2 protein-coding genes are annotated in these 19,256 nt (G+C 73.3%); both read right to left on the reverse strand.

Going from position 1 to position 19,256, the window contains the following annotated elements:
• Window positions 1-63: 63 nt before the first annotated feature.
• The gene (locus AC1RSJ_RS07710; protein WP_493117772.1) at window positions 64-540 is read right to left on the reverse strand and encodes a hypothetical protein; all 477 of its coding nucleotides are present in this window, start codon (window positions 538-540) and stop codon (window positions 64-66) included.
• On the reverse strand, window positions 537-18,929 hold the full coding sequence (locus AC1RSJ_RS07715) for a DUF7507 domain-containing protein (RefSeq protein ID WP_493117773.1): 18,393 nt from the start codon (window positions 18,927-18,929) through the stop codon (window positions 537-539). The genes AC1RSJ_RS07710 and AC1RSJ_RS07715 overlap by 4 nt, the downstream gene beginning before the upstream one ends.
• Between the last annotated feature and the right edge of the window lie 327 nt (window positions 18,930-19,256).

The raw sequence follows: 19,256 nt of genomic DNA on the forward strand, positions 1-19,256 counted from the left end.
GCCCGTCGAGGTCCGACCCGGGTGCGGACCCTTCGACAGGCTCAGGGATCCGAGCTCGGACCGCTACTTCTTCGCCGCCGCGTAGCGCTCGGTGCGCACGACGCAGGTGAGGTTCTTCTCGTCGAGGGCGACGTCCTTCGACCAGTCCTTCTTCTCGCCCGCGGCGACGCCGGCGACGTCGACCTCCACGAGCGCGCGCGTCTCGTTCGACTTGTCCAGCAGCGAGACGTAGATCGCGTAGTCGACCGCGGAGTCCTTCGAGTTCGTCACCGTGCCGGCGAGGGCCCAGCCGTCGCCCTTCGGCTCGCACGTCGTGAGGTCGTTGTCGGCCTTCGCGCCCTCGACGCCCTCGCGGGTGCCGGGCGCGGTCGTGATGTCGGTCAGCCCCGGGTCCGCCTGCGCCGACGCCGACTTGGTCGGCTTCGGGGTCGGCGACTTCGACGGCTCGGCGCCGCCTGTGCAGCCCGCCAGGGCTCCGGCCACCAGCACCGCCGTCAGGGCGGAGAGAGCGGCGCCTCGGGAGCGGATGCTCGCGGTCATGCGTCCTCCTTGTTCCGTCGGCGGAGCCCGGCCCCGCCCATCAGCACGATCCCCAACCCTACGAGGAGCAGGCCGATCGATCCTGGGAGCCACACGTCGAGTCCGGTGGAGGCCAGTCCGCCGCCGGGGCGCACGGGCCCGGTCGTGGGCGGCGCGGTCACCGCGGGCAGCTGGATGGCCGCCGCCGCGACGTCGCTCACCTGCTGGGCCGCGCTGGCGCCGGTCGCGCTCACCGAGGAGGTGGCGCGCACCATGGTGCCCTGGTCCGCCGCGGTGATGACGTACGTCGCGGTCGCGATGATGCTCTGGCCCGGGTCGAGCACGCCGGTGGCGCCGGGCCAGGCGCCGAACACGATCGGCCCGAGGCCCGGGTGCGGGTCGGTCAGCGTCACATCGGTGAGCGTGCGCGATCCGGTGTTCGTGATGACGTACGTGTACACGAGCGTGTCGCCCGCGTAGCCGGGACGCCCGTCGCGGATCGCGACGCTCTGCGAGAGCGAGATCGTCGCGCCGTTCGGCACCGGCACGACGGCCGAGGCGCTCTGGCTCGAGCGCGTGGTACCGGTCGGCGGCAGGGCGGATCCGGTCGCCGTGTTCGCGACCGCCCCCGCGTCGACGTCGGCGGCGGTCACGGTGTAGTCGGCGGAGTAGCGCACGGTCTGGCCGGGCTCGAGCTGGAAGGCCGGTCCGGGCCAGACGGGCGTGACCGTCGTGCCCGCGAGCAGCGGGTCGTCGAGGCGCACGTCGTGCAGCGTCACGTTGCCGGTGTTGGTGATCGAGAGGTCGTAGTCGATCGTCGAGCCGGCGCGGGGCGTGCCCACGGCGGTCGCGGTCTTCGTGACGCTGAGCGCCGGGGCGGCCGCGATGACGACGGGGGCGGTCGCGGTGTCGGCCGCGGTGCCGCCGCGGACGCCCGTGCCGCCGGTGCTCGCCACGGTGTTCAGCGTGCCCGCGTCGACATCCGCCTGGGTGAGCACGTAGTACGCCGTCGCCGTGAGGTGCTGCCCGGGCGCGAGGGTGCCGGGCGTGCCGGGCCACGCGTAGGTCCAGCCGGTGATGCCGGGCTGCGCGTCGCCGAGGGTCACGCCGGTCAGCGTCACGTCGCCGGTGTTCGCCACGTCGAACGCGTACTCGACGCGGTCGCCGACGCGGCCGGCCGCACCGGCGGCGAGGGCGGCGGTCTTCGTGATGTCGATGGCGGGTGCGCCGGCGCCGCCGACCGCCACATCCGTCGCGTTCGAGACGGTCGTGATGCGCGTGCCGTCCGGCAGCAGCGCGGCGGCGGTCGCGGTGTTCTGCACGTCGCCGCGGTCGATGTCGGCCTGCGTGATCCGGTAGTCGGCGGTCGCGACGGCCTGCTGCCCCGGCGGGATGACGCCGGCATCCGCGGTCGGCCAGGTCCAGGTGAGCGGGCCGAGGCCGGTGAGCCCGTCGGACACGGTCGCGCCGTGGAGGGTCTGCGCGCCCGCGTTGCGCAGCGTGAACGTGTACCGCACGGTGCCGCCGACCCCGCCGGCGCCCTGCACCGCGCCCGACTTCGCCAGCTCGAGGTCCGGCGACGAGGTCGCCAGGGGGAGCACGACCTGCTCGGAGGCGGCGCTGACGCGGGTGCCGGAGGGGTCGGTGCCGCGGCCGGTGACGGCGTCGCGGATGACGCCCGCGTCGACATCGCCCTGCGTGACGACGTGCGTGCCGGTGATCGTGACGGAGGCGCCCGGCGGCAGCGTTCCCGCGGGGCTGCCGGCCGGCCAGGTGCGGCCGGTCTCGGTGAACGGCGCGAGCGTGCCGGTGTAGTCGACGCCCGTGAGCGTGGTGTTGCCGGTGTTCGTGATGACGATCGTGTACTCCGCGGTGTCGCCGAGCACGCCGGTCTGGCCGGCCTGGAAGGCGCCGGTCAGGGTCGTCGAGATCGCCGGCTGGGAGGTCGCGGTGGTGAAGCGGTAGGTGTTCGAGTCCGCGCCGACGGCGGTGCCGTCCGCGCCGGTGCCGGTGGCCCGCGCGGTGTTGTCCACGTGGCCGAGGTCGACGTCGGCCTGCGTCAGCGTGTAGTCCGCAGAGCCCGTCGCCGTGGCACCCGGTGCGAGCGACGTGACGCCGCCCGGGAAGGTGAGCGTCGGCGCCGCGATGCCGGGCAGGGAGTCGGTCAGGGCGATGCCGGAGACCGTCACGTTGCCGGTGTTGCGGATCGTGAAGGTGAAGCGCACGACGCTGCCGGCGTTGCCGGTGCCCGAGGTCAGCGCACCGCCCTTGGTCACGGAGAGCGCCGCGGCGCGGGTGGCCGTCGGCACGGTGACGAGGGTCGACTGGGCCGGGAGCACGGAGCCGTTCGGCGCGGTCGCCGTGGCGGAGGCCTGGTTCTCGACGCGGCCGCGGTCGACGTCCGCCTGCGCGATCTGGTAGCGCGCCGTGCCCGTGACCGTGCCGCCCGCCGGGATGACGCCGTCTGCGCCCGGCCAGTTGATGACCGGCGCGGACAGGCCGCCGAGGGAGTCGTTCAGCGTCACGTCGTGGAGTGTCACGTTGCCGGTGTTGCGGAGCGTGAAGCCGAACACGACGGTGTCGCCGACGCCGTTCTGCCCCGCACGGGCCAGCGCGCCGGTCTTCTCGACGGAGAATCCGCTGCGCGGATCGAGCACGACGCTCGCCGAGCGGCTGTCGGTCGCGTCGGCGCCGGTCGGCGGCGTGCCGCGTCCGGTGATGGTGCTGACGATCGCGCCGGCGTCGATGTCGGCCTGGGTCAGCGTCGACGTGGCGGTGACCGTGACGGTCTGCCCCGGCGCGAGCGTGCCGGGCGTGCCGGAGGGCCAGGTGCCGTACACCGGACCGGTGTAGCCGGGGCGCGCGGCGAGCGCGTCCGCCAGGGCCACGCCCGTCAGCGTCACGTTGCCCGTGTTCGTCAGGCTGTACGACCAGTTCACGGTGCCGCCGGCGACGTCGTCGGCGGGGGTGGCCAGGGCGCCGGCGTCGGTCGCCGTGATCGCGGGCGTGCGCGCGACGGTGGTCGTCGTGAGCTGGTTGCTCTGCGTCGTCACCGACGAGGCGCCGCGGACCGGCGTCGCGGTCGCGGTCGCCTGGTTCACGACCGAGCCGCGGTCGACGTCGGCCTGGTCGAGCACGTAGGTGGCGGTGCTCACCGCGACCTGGCCGGGATCGAGCGAGGTGCGGTCGGTCGTGACCGCCGACAGGCGGACGAGCGGGTCCGTGACGATGAGGCCGTTCACGCGGACGTTGCCCGTGTTCGTCGTGCGGATCGTGTAGGTGATCGTGTCGCCGACCCGGCCCGTGCCGGTCATCGTCGCGCTCTTCACCGAGGTCAGCGCGGGCGCCGCCTGGATCGTGGGCGTGGTGACCGTGTTCGAGTCGCGGTCGACGGGGTTCGTCGTGTCGTTCGGGTTCGCGGTCGGGTAGAAGCGCACGTGCGCGGTGTTCACGATGAAGCCGCGGTCGACGTCGACCTGCGTGACCTTGTAGTCGGCGGTGCCGCGAGCCGTCTGGCCCGGCTCGATCCGGCCCTCGACGCGCTGGCCGTCGGCCCCGACCGGCCAGACCGGCTGGAGGTTGTAGATGCCCGGCAGCGGATCGGAGAGCTGGCCGCGGTACAGCGTGGTGTTGCCGGTGTTCTGCACCTCGATCGTGAACTGCACGGTGTCGCCGACCTGGCCGAGACCGCCGTTCAGGATCGCGGACGACTTGACCACGGTGAAGTCGCGGGCGCGCGGGATGGTCACCGCCGCGGTCGCGGTCGCGGTCGGCCCCGCGCCGGATCCGGCTGGCGGCGTCCCGGTGGCGGTCACCCGCGACGGCACCGTGCCGGCGTCGATGTCCGCCTGCGTCAGCGGATACGTGGAGGTCGCGGTCACCGACTGCCCGGGCGCGAGCACGCCGGGGGTGCCGCTGCCCCACTGGAAGGCGGGAACCGTCGCACCGGACAGCGTCTCCGTCGCGCCGACGCCGGTCAGCGTGACGTTGCCCGTGTTCTTCACGACGTAGGTCCAGGTGACCACGTCGCCCTTGGTGCCGGTGGAGCCGGCCGGCAGGGCGCCGGTGTCGGTGACCGAGAGCGCGGGTGCGCGCGTCGCCGTGGTCGTGCTGACGCTCGCCGTTCCGGGCACGGTGGTCGTGCCGGCGGTGCCGGACGCGGTGACCGTGTTGGCGACGGAGCCGCGGTCGACGTCGGCCTGGGTCACCTGGTACGTCGGCGTCGCGCGCGCGATCTGGCCGGGCGCGAGGGTGCCGACGGCGCCCGGCCACGAGATGGTGAACCCCGTGAGGCCCGGGAGGGCGTCCTGCGCGGTGATCCCGGTGATGGTCACGTTGCCGGAGTTGCGGATCGCGATGGCGTAGCTGATCGTGTCGCCGGCGTTCGGCGCGCCGCCGCCGGAGGTCGTCGCCGTCTTCGTCACGGCGAGGCCGGGCGCGGCCGGCGCGACCGCGGTGACGTCGACGTTGGAGGTCGCCTGGATGACGTCGCCGCGCGGCGGCTTGCCGACGCCGATAGCCGTGTTCGAGACGCTCCCGCGGTCGACGTCGGCCTGCGTGATCGTGTAGGTCGACGTGGCGTCGGCGATCTCGCCGGGCAGCAGCACGCCGGGGCGGGCGTCGTTCGGCCAGTCGATCACCGGGTCGCTGACGCCGGTGAGCTGGTCGATGAGGTCGACCAGGATCAGCGTGACGTTGCCGGTGTTGGTCACCCGGAAGCGGTAGTCGATCTGCGTGCCGACGGCACCGCCGTTGCGGAGGGAGCCGGTCTTGACCACGGAGATGCCCGGCAGCTCCGCCGACGAGATCGACGAGCTCGCGGTCGAGCGCACCAGCGGCTGGCTCTGCGGCGGCTGGCCGGTCGCGGTCGCCGTGCTCGTGATGGTGCCGCGGTCGATGTCGGCCTGGGTTGCGCGGTACACCGCGGTCGCGCCGACGGTCTGGCCCGGCGCGAGCGTGCCGGTGAAGCCGGCGTCGTAGGTCAGGCCGCTGATGCCGAGCGCGTCGGTCAGCGCGACGCCGGTCAGCGTCGTGTTGCCCGTGTTGACGATCGTGTAGGTGACGTTCGCGACGTCGTTCGCCTTGTCGGCCCAGCCGGCGCCCTTGGCGATCGAGTCGGTCACCTGGATGCCCGGCACCGAGGAGGCGAGGCGCACGGTCGCGGGCGCGTCGTTGCCGCGCACGGTCGCGGGGCCGCGCACCGGCGTGCCGGTGGCGTGCGCGATGTTGCTCACGGCGCCGGCATCCACGTCGGTCTGCGTGACGGGCGTGAAGCCGGTGAGCGTGCCGGTCTTGCCGGGTGCGAGCGCGGCGCTGACCGCGGTCGACGTGGTGCCGTCGGCGAGCTGCCACGAGTAGGCGAGGCCCTGCAGCGCGAGGTCGTCGGTGATCTGCACCGCGTCGACGGTCACGTTGCCGGTGTTCCGCACCGTGACGGTCCAGTTGATCCGGCCGCCCGCCGTGCCGCCCTGGGTCGCCGCCCCCGTCTTCGTGACGGTGAGCTGCGGCGCGGACTGCACGGTCGGGAGGACGACCTCGTTGGAGTCCCGCCGGACCGGCAGGGTCGAGTCGGGCGTCGGCGTCGTGTAGAACGCGACATGCGCGGTGTTCAGGATCTGGCCGGCGTCCACATCCGTCTGGGTGATCACGTAGTCGGCGTAGCCCGTCGCCGTCTTGCCCACCGGGACACGGCCGGGCACGACGGACCCGTCGTCCGCGGCCGGCCACGTCGGATGCTGCGTGCCGAGGCCCGGCAGCGGGTCGACGAGCTCGGCGCGGTACAGCGTGACGTTGCCGGTGTTCTTGACCACGAGGTTGTAGCGGACGGTGTCGCCGACCGCGCCCGTGCCGCCGTTCAGCAGCTGGGCGCTCTTCACGACCGTGTAGTCCGGGGCGCGCGTGATGGCGACGTCGGCCGAGCTCGTCGCGGAGACGTTCGCGCCCGTCGGCGGGGTGCCCGTCGTCGACACGGCGCTGTGCACGGTGCCCGCGTCGATGTCGCTCTGCTTCAGCGGGTAGGTCGTGGTGACCGTCGCGGACTGCCCCGGCGCGAGGCGGCCGGCGGTGCCCGGCCAGGCGTACACCGGTGCCGTGGTGCCGGCGAGCGTCTCGGTCGCGGTGACGCCGGTGAGCGTGACGTTGCCGGCGTTGGTGATGACGTAGGTCCAGGTGACCCGGTCGCCGGCCGTGCCGGTGGATCCCGGAGCCAGCGCGCCGCTGTCGGTGATCGTGATCGCCGGCGCGGAGGCCTGGGCCGTCGAGGTCGCGGACGCCGTGTTCGTCGCGGGTCCCCCGCGCACGCCCGTGCCGTCGACGCGGACGGCGTTGGTGACGGCGCCGGCGTCGACGTCGGCCTGCGTCGCGACGTAGCTCGCCGACCAGGTGACGACCTGGTTCGGCGCGAGCACGCCGGCAGCGCCCGGCCAGGTCGGCGTCAGCGCGGAGATGCCGGCGAGCGTGTCCGTCGGCGTGACGCCGTTCAGCGTCACGTTGCCGGTGTTCCGCGCGGTGATCGTGTAGCCGATCGTCGAGCCCGCGGTGATGCCGGAGACGGGGTTCGCGGTCTTCGCGACCTGCAGCGCGGGGGCGGCCGGGGCGGCCGTCGAGTTCGACGCCGGCGAGTCGACGAAGATCGTGTCGCCCGTCGGCGGCTTGCCGCTCGCGGTGGCGACGTTCGTGACGGTGCCGCGGTCGACGTCCGCCTGCGTGATCGTGTAGGTCGCCGTCGCGGTGATCGTGCGTCCCGGCGGCAGGATGCCGGAGGCGCCCGGCCAGGTGCCGAACACCGGCGTCGAGACCCCGCCGAGCGCGTCGGTGAGGTTCACGAGCGACAGCGTGACGTTGCCGGTGTTGGTGATCGAGAAGTCGTAGTCGATGCGGTCGCCGACGGCGCCGGTGCCGCGCACCGTGCCGTTCTTCGTCGCGGCCATGGCCGCGGCGGAGGCGATGGGCACGCCCGCGGTGGAGGTCGCGGTGACGTTCGCGGCGCCGCCCGGCGGCGTGCCGGTCGTGGTCGCGGGCGTCTCCGAGCGTCCCGCGTCGACCTCGGCCTGCGTGGTGGTGTGGGTGGCGCTCGCGACGACGCTCTGGCCGGGCAGGAGCACGCCGGGCTTCGACGGGTCCGGCCAGGCGGAGGCAGGGATGCTCACGGTGCCGCCGGCCACGCCCGCGTCGGCGATCGTCACGCCGGAGAGGGTCTGGTTGCCGGTGTTCGTCACGGTGTAGCCGAGGCTCACCGTGTTTCCGGCCCGGTCGTTCCAGCCCGTGCCCTTGGCGGCGGTCTTGACGATGGCGATCGACGGCGCGGCCGGATTCGTGGCGACCGTGGCCGAGGCGGTGTTGCTCGTCACCCGGGTCGTGCCGTCGCGCTTGGAGGTGCCGGCAGCCGACGCGGTGTTCGCGACCGCGCCCGAGTCGACGTCGGCCTGCGTCAGGGTCGTCGTGCCGGTGAGCGAGGCGCTGGCACCGGGGGCGAGCGAGCCGAGCGCGCCGCCGGCCGGGCTGAGGTTCTGCAGGGTCAGCGAGTCGGTCGCGACGACGCCGTCGATCGTCACGTTGCCGCTGTTGCGCACGGTCACGGTCCAGGTGACGACGCTGCCGACGGCGCCGGTGCCGCTCGTGTACACGCCGCTCTTGATCGTCGTCAGCGCGGGTGCGGCCTGCGCCGCGGGGATGTGCACGGTGTTCGTCACGGCGGTGGCGTCATCCGGTCCGCCGACGGTCATCGAGCCGCGCACGTGGGCGGTGTTGTCGATGAAGCCCCGGTCGATGTCGGCCTGGGTCAGGCGGTAGTCCGCCTCGCCCTTGACCGTCTCGCCGGGCAGCACGGTGCCGGGCGCCGCCGGGTTCGGCCAGGTGATCGTCGGGGGCGTGATGCCGGGCAGCGGGTCGGTGACGCGGGCGTCGTAGAGCGTGACGTTGCCGGTGTTCGTGAACGACACCGTGTAGTGCACGTTGTCGTCGAGCTGGCCGGTGCCGCCGCCCGTCAGCACGCCGGTCTTCGCAGCGCTCATGGCGGGACGCGCGGCGATCGCCACGGCGGCGCTGTTCGTCGCGGTCGGCTTCGCGCCGGACGGCGGTGTGCCGGTGGTGCTGACGCGGCTCGTCACGGTATGCGCGTCGACGTCCGCCTGGGTGAGGGTGTAGACGCCGGTGTACGTCACCGCGTCGCCCGGACGCAGTGTGCCGACGGTGCCGGAGGGCCAGCCGGCGGCGCCCGGTGCCGTGGGGCCGACCAGCGGCGAGAGCTGCTCGGTCATGGTGACGCCGGTGAGGGTGACGTTGCCGGTGTTCGTGATGACGTAGGTCCAGTCGACCTTGTCGCCCTTGACCCCGGTCGACCCCGGCGCGAGCACGCCCGAGTCGGCGATCGAGATCGTCGAGAGCGGCGCGACCGTCGCGGTCGTCACGGAGCCGGACGCCGAGAACGGCGAGCCCGCGCCGGCCGGCGGCGTGGCGGAGGCGGTCGCGGTGTTCGTCACGGTGCCCGCGTCGACATCCGACTGCTTGACCGTGTAGCTGCCGGTGCCCGTGGCGACCTGGTTCGGCGCGAGCGTGCCCGGGGTGCCCGGCCAGCTCAGCGTGAGCCCGCCCGTGAGGGGGTCGGTCGCGCTGACGCCGGTGAGCGTCACGTTGCCGCTGTTGCGGATGGCGACGGTGTACCGGATGACGTCGCCGACCCGGGCGCCGGTCGTGATGTCGGCGCTCTTCGTCACCGACAGCGCGGGTGCTCGCGAGGCCGTGTTCGTGACGACGGAGGCGGAGGTCGCTCCGACGCTCGTGCCGTCCGGCGCACGCGCGGCGGTCGTGGCCTGGTTCACGACGCTCCCGGCGTCGACGTCCGCCTGCCCGACCGTGTACGTGGCGGTCGCCGTGACGGAATCGGCGGGACGGAGGGTGCCCGCGGTGCCGGAGGGCCAGGTGCCGTAGGCGATCGCCGACATCCCCGGCAGCGGGTCGCTGATGCCGACGCTCGTCAGGGTCGACGTGCCCGTGTTGCGTGCGACGAACGTGTAGGTGATGACGCTGCCGACCGCGCCGGATCCGGTCGTGTACGCGGAGGACTTGGTCAGCGTCATCGCGTTGGTGCGGTTGAGGCTGACGCTCGCGACGGCGGTCGGGCTCTGCGGGTTCGCACCGCCCGGGGCCGGGGTGGCGCTCGCCGTGGCGGTGTTGATGATCGAGCCGGAGTCGACGTCGGCCTGGCTGACGGTCGACGTCGCGCGGGCCGTGGCGGTCGCGCCCGGCGCGAGGCTGGCGGGCGACGTGACCCAGGTGAAGCCGGCGATCGGGAGGGAGTCGGTGATCGTCGCGTTGCTCAGGGTGGTGTTGCCGGTGTTCGTGACGGTGAAGTTCCAGGTCACGGTGCTGCCGGCGGCGCCGGTGCCGCTGGTGACGGATCCGGTCTTGGCGAGGCTGATGGCGGCGGCGTTGCGGGTGCCGACGTTGGAGACGGGCGAGCTCGCCGTGTAGGTGGTGCCGTTGTAGACGCCGCTCGCGGTCGCGGTGTTGGTCACGCGACCGAGGTCGACGTCGGCCTGGGTGATCGTGTAGGTCGTCGTGGCGGTGACGGTCTGACCAGGGTCGAGCACGTTGGGCCCGTTCGGCCACTGGTAGTCGAGTGGCGTCAGGCCGGACTTCGAGTCGGTGATGACGACGCCGGTGAGCGTGACGTTGCCGGTGTTGCGGGCCGTGATCGTGTAGGTGATGACGCTGCCGACGCCGCCGTTGCCGCTCGTCACGACGCCGGACTTCGTCGTCGCGAGGCCCGCGGCGGTCGTGCCCGTCGGCAGGCTCACCGTGTCGGACTGGCTCGAGACGGTCGCGTTCCTCGGTGTCGTGCCGGTGGCGCTCGCCTGGTTGCTCACCGTGCCGGCGTTGAAGTCGGCCTGGCTCACCGTGTACGTCGCCGTCGCGGTGAGCTCGGCGCCCGGAGCGAGCGTGCGGTTCGCCGGGTAGCTGATCGCGCTGAGCCCAGGGTGCGGATCGGCCACGGTCACGTTGGTGATCGTCGTCGCGCCCGAGTTGCGCACGACGAAGCTGTAGGTGATGACGCTGCCCACGCCGCCCGATCCGGACGTGTAGCTCGCGCTCTTGATGAGGCGGATGCGATCGACCGGCGTGTAGGTGACGGTGGCAGGTGCGGAGGCGGTGACCTGACCGGTCGGGGCGGTTCCGGCGACGGTGGCCGGATCGGTGACCGAGCCCGCGTCGACCTGGGCCTGGGTCAGCGTCGAGGTCGCCGTGGCGATGATCGACTGCCCCGGCAGCAGCGTGCCGACGGTGCCCGACGGCCAGCTGCCGTAGCTCACCGACGAGATGCCGGTGAGGGTGGGGCTGATCGTGACGCTCGTGAGGGTCGTGTTCCCGGTGTTCGTCGCGGTGAATGTCCAGGTGACGACGTCGCCGGCGCGGCCGGTCGAGCCGCCGGGCAGGGCGCCGGTCTGGGCGAGCGTGATCGCCGCGGCACGCGACGCGGTCGGCGTGGTGCGCGTCGCGCTCGAGGACGGGGTGGCCGGCGTGGCGCCGCTCGGCGCGGTGCCGGTCGAGGTGGCCGTGTTCGTGATGGAGCCCGCGTCGACGTCGGCCTGCGTGATGGTGCGGACGCCGGTGGCGGTGACCGACTGCCCCGGACGCAGCGTGCCCGCCGTGCCGGACGGCCAGGCGCTGTAGTCGAGCTGCGCCTGCGTGAACATCGGGTCGGTGATCTGCACGCCGGTCAGCGTCACGTTGCCGGAGTTCGTCGCGGTGATCGTGTAGGTGACGCGGTCGCCGACCGAGCCGGTCCCGGAGACCGACGAGGTCTTGGTGGTGCCGATCGCGGGCGCGCGGGTCGCGGTCGACAGGGTCGCGGTCGACGGCGGGTCGCTCGTGATCGTGGTGCCGTTCGGCGACGAGCCGGACGCGGTCGCGGAGTTGCTCACCGTGCCGGCGTCGACATCCGCCTGGGTGACGGCGTAGGTCGCGGTCGCGATCACCTGCTGACCCGGGTTCAGGCGGCCGGTCGTGCCGGAGGGCCAGGTGCCGTAGACGATCGTCGAGAGCCCCGCGTGCGCGTCGGTGACGGCGACGCCGGTCAGCGTCACGTTGCCCGTGTTGCGCGTCGTGAACGTGTAGGTGATGACGCTGCCGACCGCGCCGGAGCCGCTGGAGTACGCGGCGGTCTTGGCGAGGGTCAGCACGCCGGCGGCCGCGAGCGGCACGGTCTTCGACGCCTGGCGGGTCACCGCGGCGCCGCTCGGCGGGGTGCCGGCGCCGGTCGCGGTGTTGGAGACGGCGCCCGCGTCGACATCCGTCTGCGTGACCGTGTAGGTGGTGCTCGCGGTGACCTGGGTGCTGGGGGCCAGCGTGCCGGCGGTGCCGGACGGCCAGGTGCCGTACGTGATGGTGCGGCCCGCGCCGCCGCCGAGCGGGTCGGTGATGCCGACACCGGTCAGCGTGACGTTGCCGGTGTTCCGCAGCACGAACGAGTACGAGATGGTGCTGCCGGCGACGACGCCGTTCGTGCTGCCGTCCTTGGTCAGCGTCAGGCTCGGCGCGGCGGCCGCGACCGGGGTCGTGACGGTGACCGGGGCGGACGAGATGGCCGGGCCGGTCGGCGGGGTGCCGATCGAGCTCGCGGTGTTCGTGACCGAGCCGCGGTCGACGTCGGCCTGCGCGATGGCGCGGGTCGCGGTCGCGCTGGCCTGCTGACCCGGCAGGAGGCGAGCCGCGGTGCCGCTGGGCCAGGTGTAGGTCAGCTGCGCCTGCGTGAACATCGCGTCGGCGACCGCGACGCCCGTCAGCGTGACGTTGCCGGAGTTCGTCGCGGTGAACGTGTAGGTGATCGTGCCGCCGACGGCGCCGCCGTTCGACACCACGGCGGTCTTCGTCGTCGTCAGCGCCGGGGCGGAGGCGACGGTCGTGACGGTCGCGCTCGAGGCGGCGGTGACGGCCGCGCCGGTCGGCGGGGTGCCGCTGACGTTCGCCGTGTTCGGGATGCTGCCGGCGTCGACGTCGGTCTGCTTCACGACGTAGGTCGCGGTCGCGGTGACCTGCTGGCCCGGCAGGAGACGGCCGACCGTGCCGGCGGCCGGCCAGGTGCCGTAGGTGATCGTCGAGAGCCCGGAGTGCGTGTCGGTGACGGCGACGCCGTTCAGCGTGACGTTGCCGGTGTTGCGGGCGACGAACGTGTAGGTGACGGTCGAGTTCGCGGTGACGCCGGTCGCGGGGCTCGCGGTCTTCGTCAGGCTGATCGACGCGCGCGGCGTGACGAGCACGGTCGCGGTGCCCTGGCTCGTGACGGCCGCGCCGGTGGGCGGCGTGCCGGTGCCGGTCGCGATGTTCGTGACGGCGCCGGCGTCGACGTCCGCCTGGCTCAGCGTGGAGCTGCCGGTGGCGGTGGCGGTCTGCCCGGGCTGCAGCACGTTCGGCGACCCCGGGGTCGGCCAGGTGTAGGTCAGGGCGCCGATGCCGGCGAGCGAGTCGGACGCCGTGACCGCCGTCAGGGTGACGTTGCCGGCGTTGCGGAGCGTGATGGTCCAGTTCACGGTGTCGCCGACGGCGCCCGTCGCGCCGCTCGCGAGCGCGCCGGACTTCGTGGTGGCGATCGACGGCGAGGCCGCCGCCGTCGGCGTCGTGACCGGGCCGAAGGACGTGGTGACCGTGCCGCCCGTCGGCGTGCGCCCGGTCGCGGTGGCGGTGTTGCTCACGCTGCCGGTGTTCACGTCCGACTGCTTGATCGTGTAGCTCGCGGTCGCCGTCGCGGTCTGCCCCGGTGCCAGCGTGCCGGTCGCGCCGGGCCAGCTGTACGTCAGCGCGGAGAGCCCCGAGAGCGGGTCGGCGACGCTCGCGTTCGTGATCGTGACGTTGCCGGAGTTGCGGAGCGTGAACGTGTAGGTGATGACGTCGCCGGCGTTGCCCGCGGCGCCGCCCGCGACGGCCCCCGTCTTCGTGAGCGCCAGCGCCGGGGCCGACGCGGCCGTCGTCACGGGCGTCGCGACGGCCGTGCTCGTGACGGTCGCGTTCTTCGGCGTGCGGCCGGTGGCGGTCGCGGTGTTCGCGACCGACCCGGTGTCGACATCCGCCTGGGTCACCGTGTAGTCGCCGGTCGCGACGACCTGCTGGCCGGGCGTCAGCGTGCCGGCGGTGCCGGGCCAGGTGTAGCTCAGCGCGCCGAGACCGGCGAGCGAGTCGGAGATCGCGACCGAGCTCAGGGTGACGTTGCCGGAGTTGCGCGAGGTGATCGTCCAGCGGATGACGCTGCCGACCGCGCCGGAGCCGGTGAGGTAGGCGCCGGTCTTCGTGGTCGAGAGCACGCCGGTCGCGGTGATCGGCACGGTGGCGTTCGCGGTGGTGCCGACGGGGGCGCCGGTCGGCGGGGTGCCGGTGGCGCTCGCCGTGTTGGCGACCGCGCCCGCGTCGACATCCGACTGCTTCAGCGTGTACGTGCCCGTGGCGGTGACCGTCTGCCCCGGCGCGAGCGTGCCGACGGTGCCGGAGGGCCAGGTGCCGTAGGTGATGCCGCCGGCGCCGAGCAGCGGGTCGGAGATCGCCGCGGCGGTGAGCGTCACGTTGCCGGAGTTGCGCAGCGTGAACGCGTAGCTGATCGTGCTGCCGGTGGTCGTGCCGTTCGCGGTGCCGGTCTTCGTCAGCGCGAGCGCCGGGGCGGACGCGGCGACCGGGGTCGTGATCGTCGCCGGCGTCGTGACCGCGGCGCCCGTGGGCGGCGTGCCGGTCGACGTGGCCGTGTTCGTGATCGAGCCGCGGTCGACGTCGGCCTGCTTGATCGTGTACGTCGCAGTGGCGGTCACGGTCTGCCCGGGGGCGAGCGTGCCGGTCGTGCCGGAGGGCCAGGTGCCGTACGTCAACGCAGAGAGCCCGACGAGCGGGTCGCTGATCGCGACGCCGGTCAGGGTGACGTTGCCGGAGTTGCGGGCCGTGAACGTGTACGTGATGACGCTGTTCACGGCGCCGCCGCCCGCGACGCTCGCGGTCTTCGTCGTCGCGATGGACGGCGCGGCCGCGGCCGTCGTGACGTTCGCGGTCGCCGTCGTGGTCGCCGTCGCGCCCTGGGGCGTGCGGCCGGTCGCGGTCGCGGTGTTCGCGACCGAGCCGCGGTCGACGTCGGACTGCTTCACCGTGTAGGTCGCGGTGGCGGTGACCTGCGTGCTCGGCGCCAGCGTGCCGGTCGTGCCCGACGGCCAGGTGCCGTACGTGACGGACGAGAGCCCGGCGAGCGGATCGCTGATCGCGACACCCGTCAGCGTCACGTTGCCGGTGTTGCGGGCGGTGAACGTGTAGGTCACGACGTCGCCGGCGCGGGCGCCGGTCGTGATGCTCGGCGTCTTCGTCAGCGCGATCGTGCCGGTGGCCGCGACCGCGACGGTCGCGGGGCCCTGGCTCGTGACGGCCGCACCGGTCGGCGGCGTGCCCGTGCCGGTGGCGACGTTCGAGACGGCGCCGGCGTCGACATCCGTCTGCGACAGCGTCGACGATCCGGTCGCGGTGGCGGTCTGGCCGGGCTGCAGCGTGTTCGCGGCGCCGGGCCAGGTGTAGGTCAGGGTGCCGATGCCGGCGAGCGAGTCCGACGCCGCGACCGCGGTCAGCGTGACGTTGCCGGCGTTGCGCAGCGTGATCGTCCAGTTGATCCGGTCGCCCGCGACGCCGGTCGCGCCGGAGGCCAGCACGCCGGCCTTGGTCGTGACGATCGAGGGGGCCGCGGCCGCCGTGTTCGTGGTGACCTGGCCGCTCGTCGCGGTGGTCGTGCCGCCGGTCGGCGTCGTGCCGGTCGCCGTCGCCGTGTTCTTGACGCTGCCGGTGTTCACGTCGGTCTGCTTGATCGTGTAGCTCGCCGTCGCCGTGGCGGTCTGCCCCGGGGCGAGCGTGCCCGCCGTCGAGGTCGGCCACGAGTAGGTGAGCGTGCCGAGTCCGGCGAGCGGGTCGCTGACGCTCGCGCCGGTGATCGTGACGTTGCCGGAGTTGCGCAGCGTGAACGTGTACTGGATGACGTCGCCCGCGTTGCCGGCCGCGCCGCCCGCGATCGCGCCCGTCTTCGTCAGCGTCAGGCCGGGTGCGGCGGCCGCGGTGGCGAGCGAGGCGGCGCCGGTGCCGGTGACGGAGGCGCCGGCCGGGGTGCGTCCCGTCGCGGTCGCGGTGTTCGCCACGGTGCCCGCGTCGACCTGCGCCTGCGTCACCGTCGACGTGGCCGTCGCGATGACGGTCTGCCCCGGGGTGAGCGTGCCGGTGTAGCCCGTCGGGTAGGTGACGGCGCTGATGCCCGGGAGGCTGTCCGACACGGCGACGTTCGACAGCGTCACGTTGCCCGAGTTCGTGAACGTGATCGTCCAGCGGATGGCGCTGCCGACGGCGCCGCTGCCACTCGTGTAGGCGCCGGACTTCGCGACCGTCAGGGCGCCGGCCGGAGTGATCGGCACGGTCGCCGAGCGGGTTGCCGTCACGATCGCGCCGGTCGGCGGCGCTGCCGAGGCGGAGGCGGAGTTCGTGATCGCGCCGGCGTCGACATCCGACTGCTTGATCGTGTACGTCGCCGTCGCGGTGACGCTCTGCCCCGGGGCGAGCGTGCCGACGGTGCCGGAGGGCCAGGTGCCGTAGGTGATCACCGAGAGGCCCGACAGCGGGTCGGTGATCGCGGCGTTGCGGAGCGTCACGTTGCCGGTGTTGCTCAGCACGAACGAGTAGGTGACGGTGCTGCCGGCGGTCTGGCCGGAGGCGGTGCCCGTCTTCGTCAGGTTCAGCGCCGGGGCGGAGGCCGCGGTCGGCGTCGTGATCTGCGCCGACTGCCCGGTCACCGCGGCGCCGGTCGGCGGGGTGCCCGTCGAGGTCGCGCGGTTGACGACGGAGCCGGCGTCGACGTCCGACTGCTTGATCGTGTACGTCGCGGTCGCCGTGACCTGGGTGCCCGGCGCGAGCGTGTTCGCCGTGCCGGACGGCCAGGCGCCGTACGTCAGCGCCGAGAGCCCGACGAGCGGGTCGCTGATCGCGACGCCGGTCAGCGTCACGTTGCCGGTGTTGCGGGCGACGAACGTGTAGGTGATGACGCTGCCGACCGCGCCCGAGCCGGTCGTGTAGGCCGCGGTCTTCGTGGTGGTGATCGCCGGCGCGGCCGCGATGGTCGGCACGACGACCTGGGCGCTCGGGGTCGTCGTGGTCGCGCCGGTCGGCGAGGTGCCGGAGACCGAGGCGGTGTTCTTCACGGAGCCGGCGTCGACGTCGGTCTGCTTGATCACGTAGGTCGCCGTGCAGGTGGCGGTGCCGGCCGGTGGGAGCGTGCCGACGGCGCCGCCCGTCGAGGATCCGCACGTGATGGTGGAGAGGCCGGCGAGCGGATCCGTGACGCGCACGCCCGTCAGCGTCACGTTGCCGGTGTTCTGCACGGCGAAGCTGTAGTTGATCGTGTCGCCGACCTTGCCGGTGCCGCCGGCGGCGAGCGCGCCCGTCTTCGTGATCGACAGGGCCGGGGCGGAGGCGACCGGCTGCGTGCGCGTGGCGGTGGCGACCGGCTTGACGCCGCCGTCGGCATCCGTTCCCGTGGTCGTCGCGGTGTTGATGACCGAGCCGGCGTCGACGTCCGACTGCTTCAGCACGTAGCTGGCGGTCGCCGTGGCGCTGGCGCCGACGTTGAGCGTGGCGATCGTGCTCGGCGTGATCGCCGAGAGGCCCGAGAGCGGGTCGGTGATGGTCACGCCGGTCAGCGGGCCGCCGCCGGTATTCGTGACGGTGAACGTGTAGTTCACGGTGTCGCCGGCCTTGCCGGTGGCGCCGGCGGCGAGCGCGCTCGTCTTCGTGAGCCCGATGCCCGTGAAGACGACGGTCGTGAGGTCGGCGCCCGAGGCGAGGTAGCCGCCGACGACCGTGTTCGCCGTGGCTCTCGCGGTGCTCGTGTAGCCCGCGGTGGTGTTGTTCGTCGCCGTGCATTGATAGGTGTACGTCTGCAATGGCAGCAGCGTGACCGTGTTGAGGTCGGCGGCGGACCTGACGCAGTCGGCCTGGTCGTCGGCGACCGCGATGTTGCGGAGCGTGCCGGCGCCGGTGTTCGTGAGCGTGACGAAGAAGGTGGCCTTCTCGCTCGCCGTCCGATACTGGATGTCGGTGCCGCCGGCGTCGTTGAGGTACGTCTTCTTCACCTGCAGGCCGGCCGTCGGCACGGAGAGCACGACGGTGGTGAGCAGGTAGGAGTCGCCGGTGGTGCCGAGGCGGAGGCTGACCTTGCTGTCGCCGGCCACCACGTTGCCGAGGGAGGCGGTGGCGACGTCGACGCTCTGGTTGGTGAAAGTGGAGGTGTCCGCCGGCTGGGTGTACCTCACCGAGCCGGTCGCCCGGCCGATGCCGATGTTGCCGGTCGCGCCGGCGCTGTTCGGGATCTCGGTGAAGGTGGTCGACGTGCCTCTCGAGTACGAGGCGGTGTCGCCGGTGATGTTCCGGTCGCCCTCGTAGAGCGTGTAGCTGGCGCGGGTGCCGGTGTCGACGGCGGTGAACCCGGTGAAGTCGACGGTCAGCGGGGCGTCGTTCTGGCCCTCGCGCACGTGGCCGTCGTAGAGCACGACCGAGCGGGGCACCGAGTTCGCGTTGCCGAGGATGTAGGTGCCGTAGTCGTAGACGAGCGTCAGCGACCAGCCGGCGTAGCAGCCCGCCCCGGTCGGCGCCCAGATGTTGCCGGCGGAGACCGCGAGCTGCGAGCCCGTCGTGACGTTCTGGAACGCGGCGGTGACGTCGGCCACGCCGCTGTAGTAGCGGGCGGTCGCCTGGCTGGCGGCGTCCTCCCACACGTCGTCGGGGGCGTAGGAGGTGACGGCGCCGGTGCCGACCTTCATCTGCACGGCGCGGGTCTGGTAGCCCGTCGCGCTGCCGCTCGGCAGCGTCGCCGTGCCGCGCGCGGTGCTGAACGCGGTGCAGAGGGACTGGGTCGTGTTGCCGGTGTAGACGCCGGTGTTGCCCGACCAGTTCAGCACCGCCTTGACGATCTTCGCGCCCGAGGGGATGGTCAGGTTCGCGGTCGAGGAGTTGTCGGTGAACCCGCTGACGCTGTTGTTGTTCAGCATGAGCGCGTTGTCGTTGACGCTGTTCGTGTTCGCGTTCGATGCGGCATGGAGGTCGGCGCAGGTGCCGGCACCCGACACGGGCACGGCGGAGCAGGCGAGCACGCCGTTGCCGACGGTGATGAAGTCGCCGTTGACCGTGGCCTGGTAGTTCGGGCCGCCGTCGTCGGCACCCCACGAGACGGTGACGGCGTCGGCGCGGTCGCCCGGCACGACGGCGATGGCGAAGCCCGCGACGGCGACGGCGAGCACGAAGGCGATGACGCGCGCGAACACGCTGAAGTAGGACGAGCCCGGCTCGCCCCACGTCTCGCGCGACGCCGCGAACGGCCTCGCTGGTCCGCGCCCGATGGACGCGGAGCCCCCCTCCGACACCCGAACATCCCCTCGTTGCATCCGGGACGCGCCTCGCGCTCCGGCATTGACGGTGCTCGCACCGTCGCGGGATGGGCCGATCGTTCGGGTCGGATCGGGACACTCCGCGGGGACGGTGCGTCTTCCCAGTCTAGGCGGAGGTTCGCGCATCGGGGCAAGCCAGGATGCGCGGCGAGCCGGGGCGAGGAGCGGGTGACGACGGGGTGATCGCCGGGTGGCGCGTCCGCGGCCGACCCGGATACGCGTTCGCGGTCGGCACCGGAGCTCGGGGGAGCGGTGCCGACCGCGACAGCCCGCTCAGGCTAGGACCGGCCGCGCAGGCCGGCG

The sequence above is a fragment of the Schumannella sp. GW821-FHT10F01 genome (assembly GCF_058809295.1).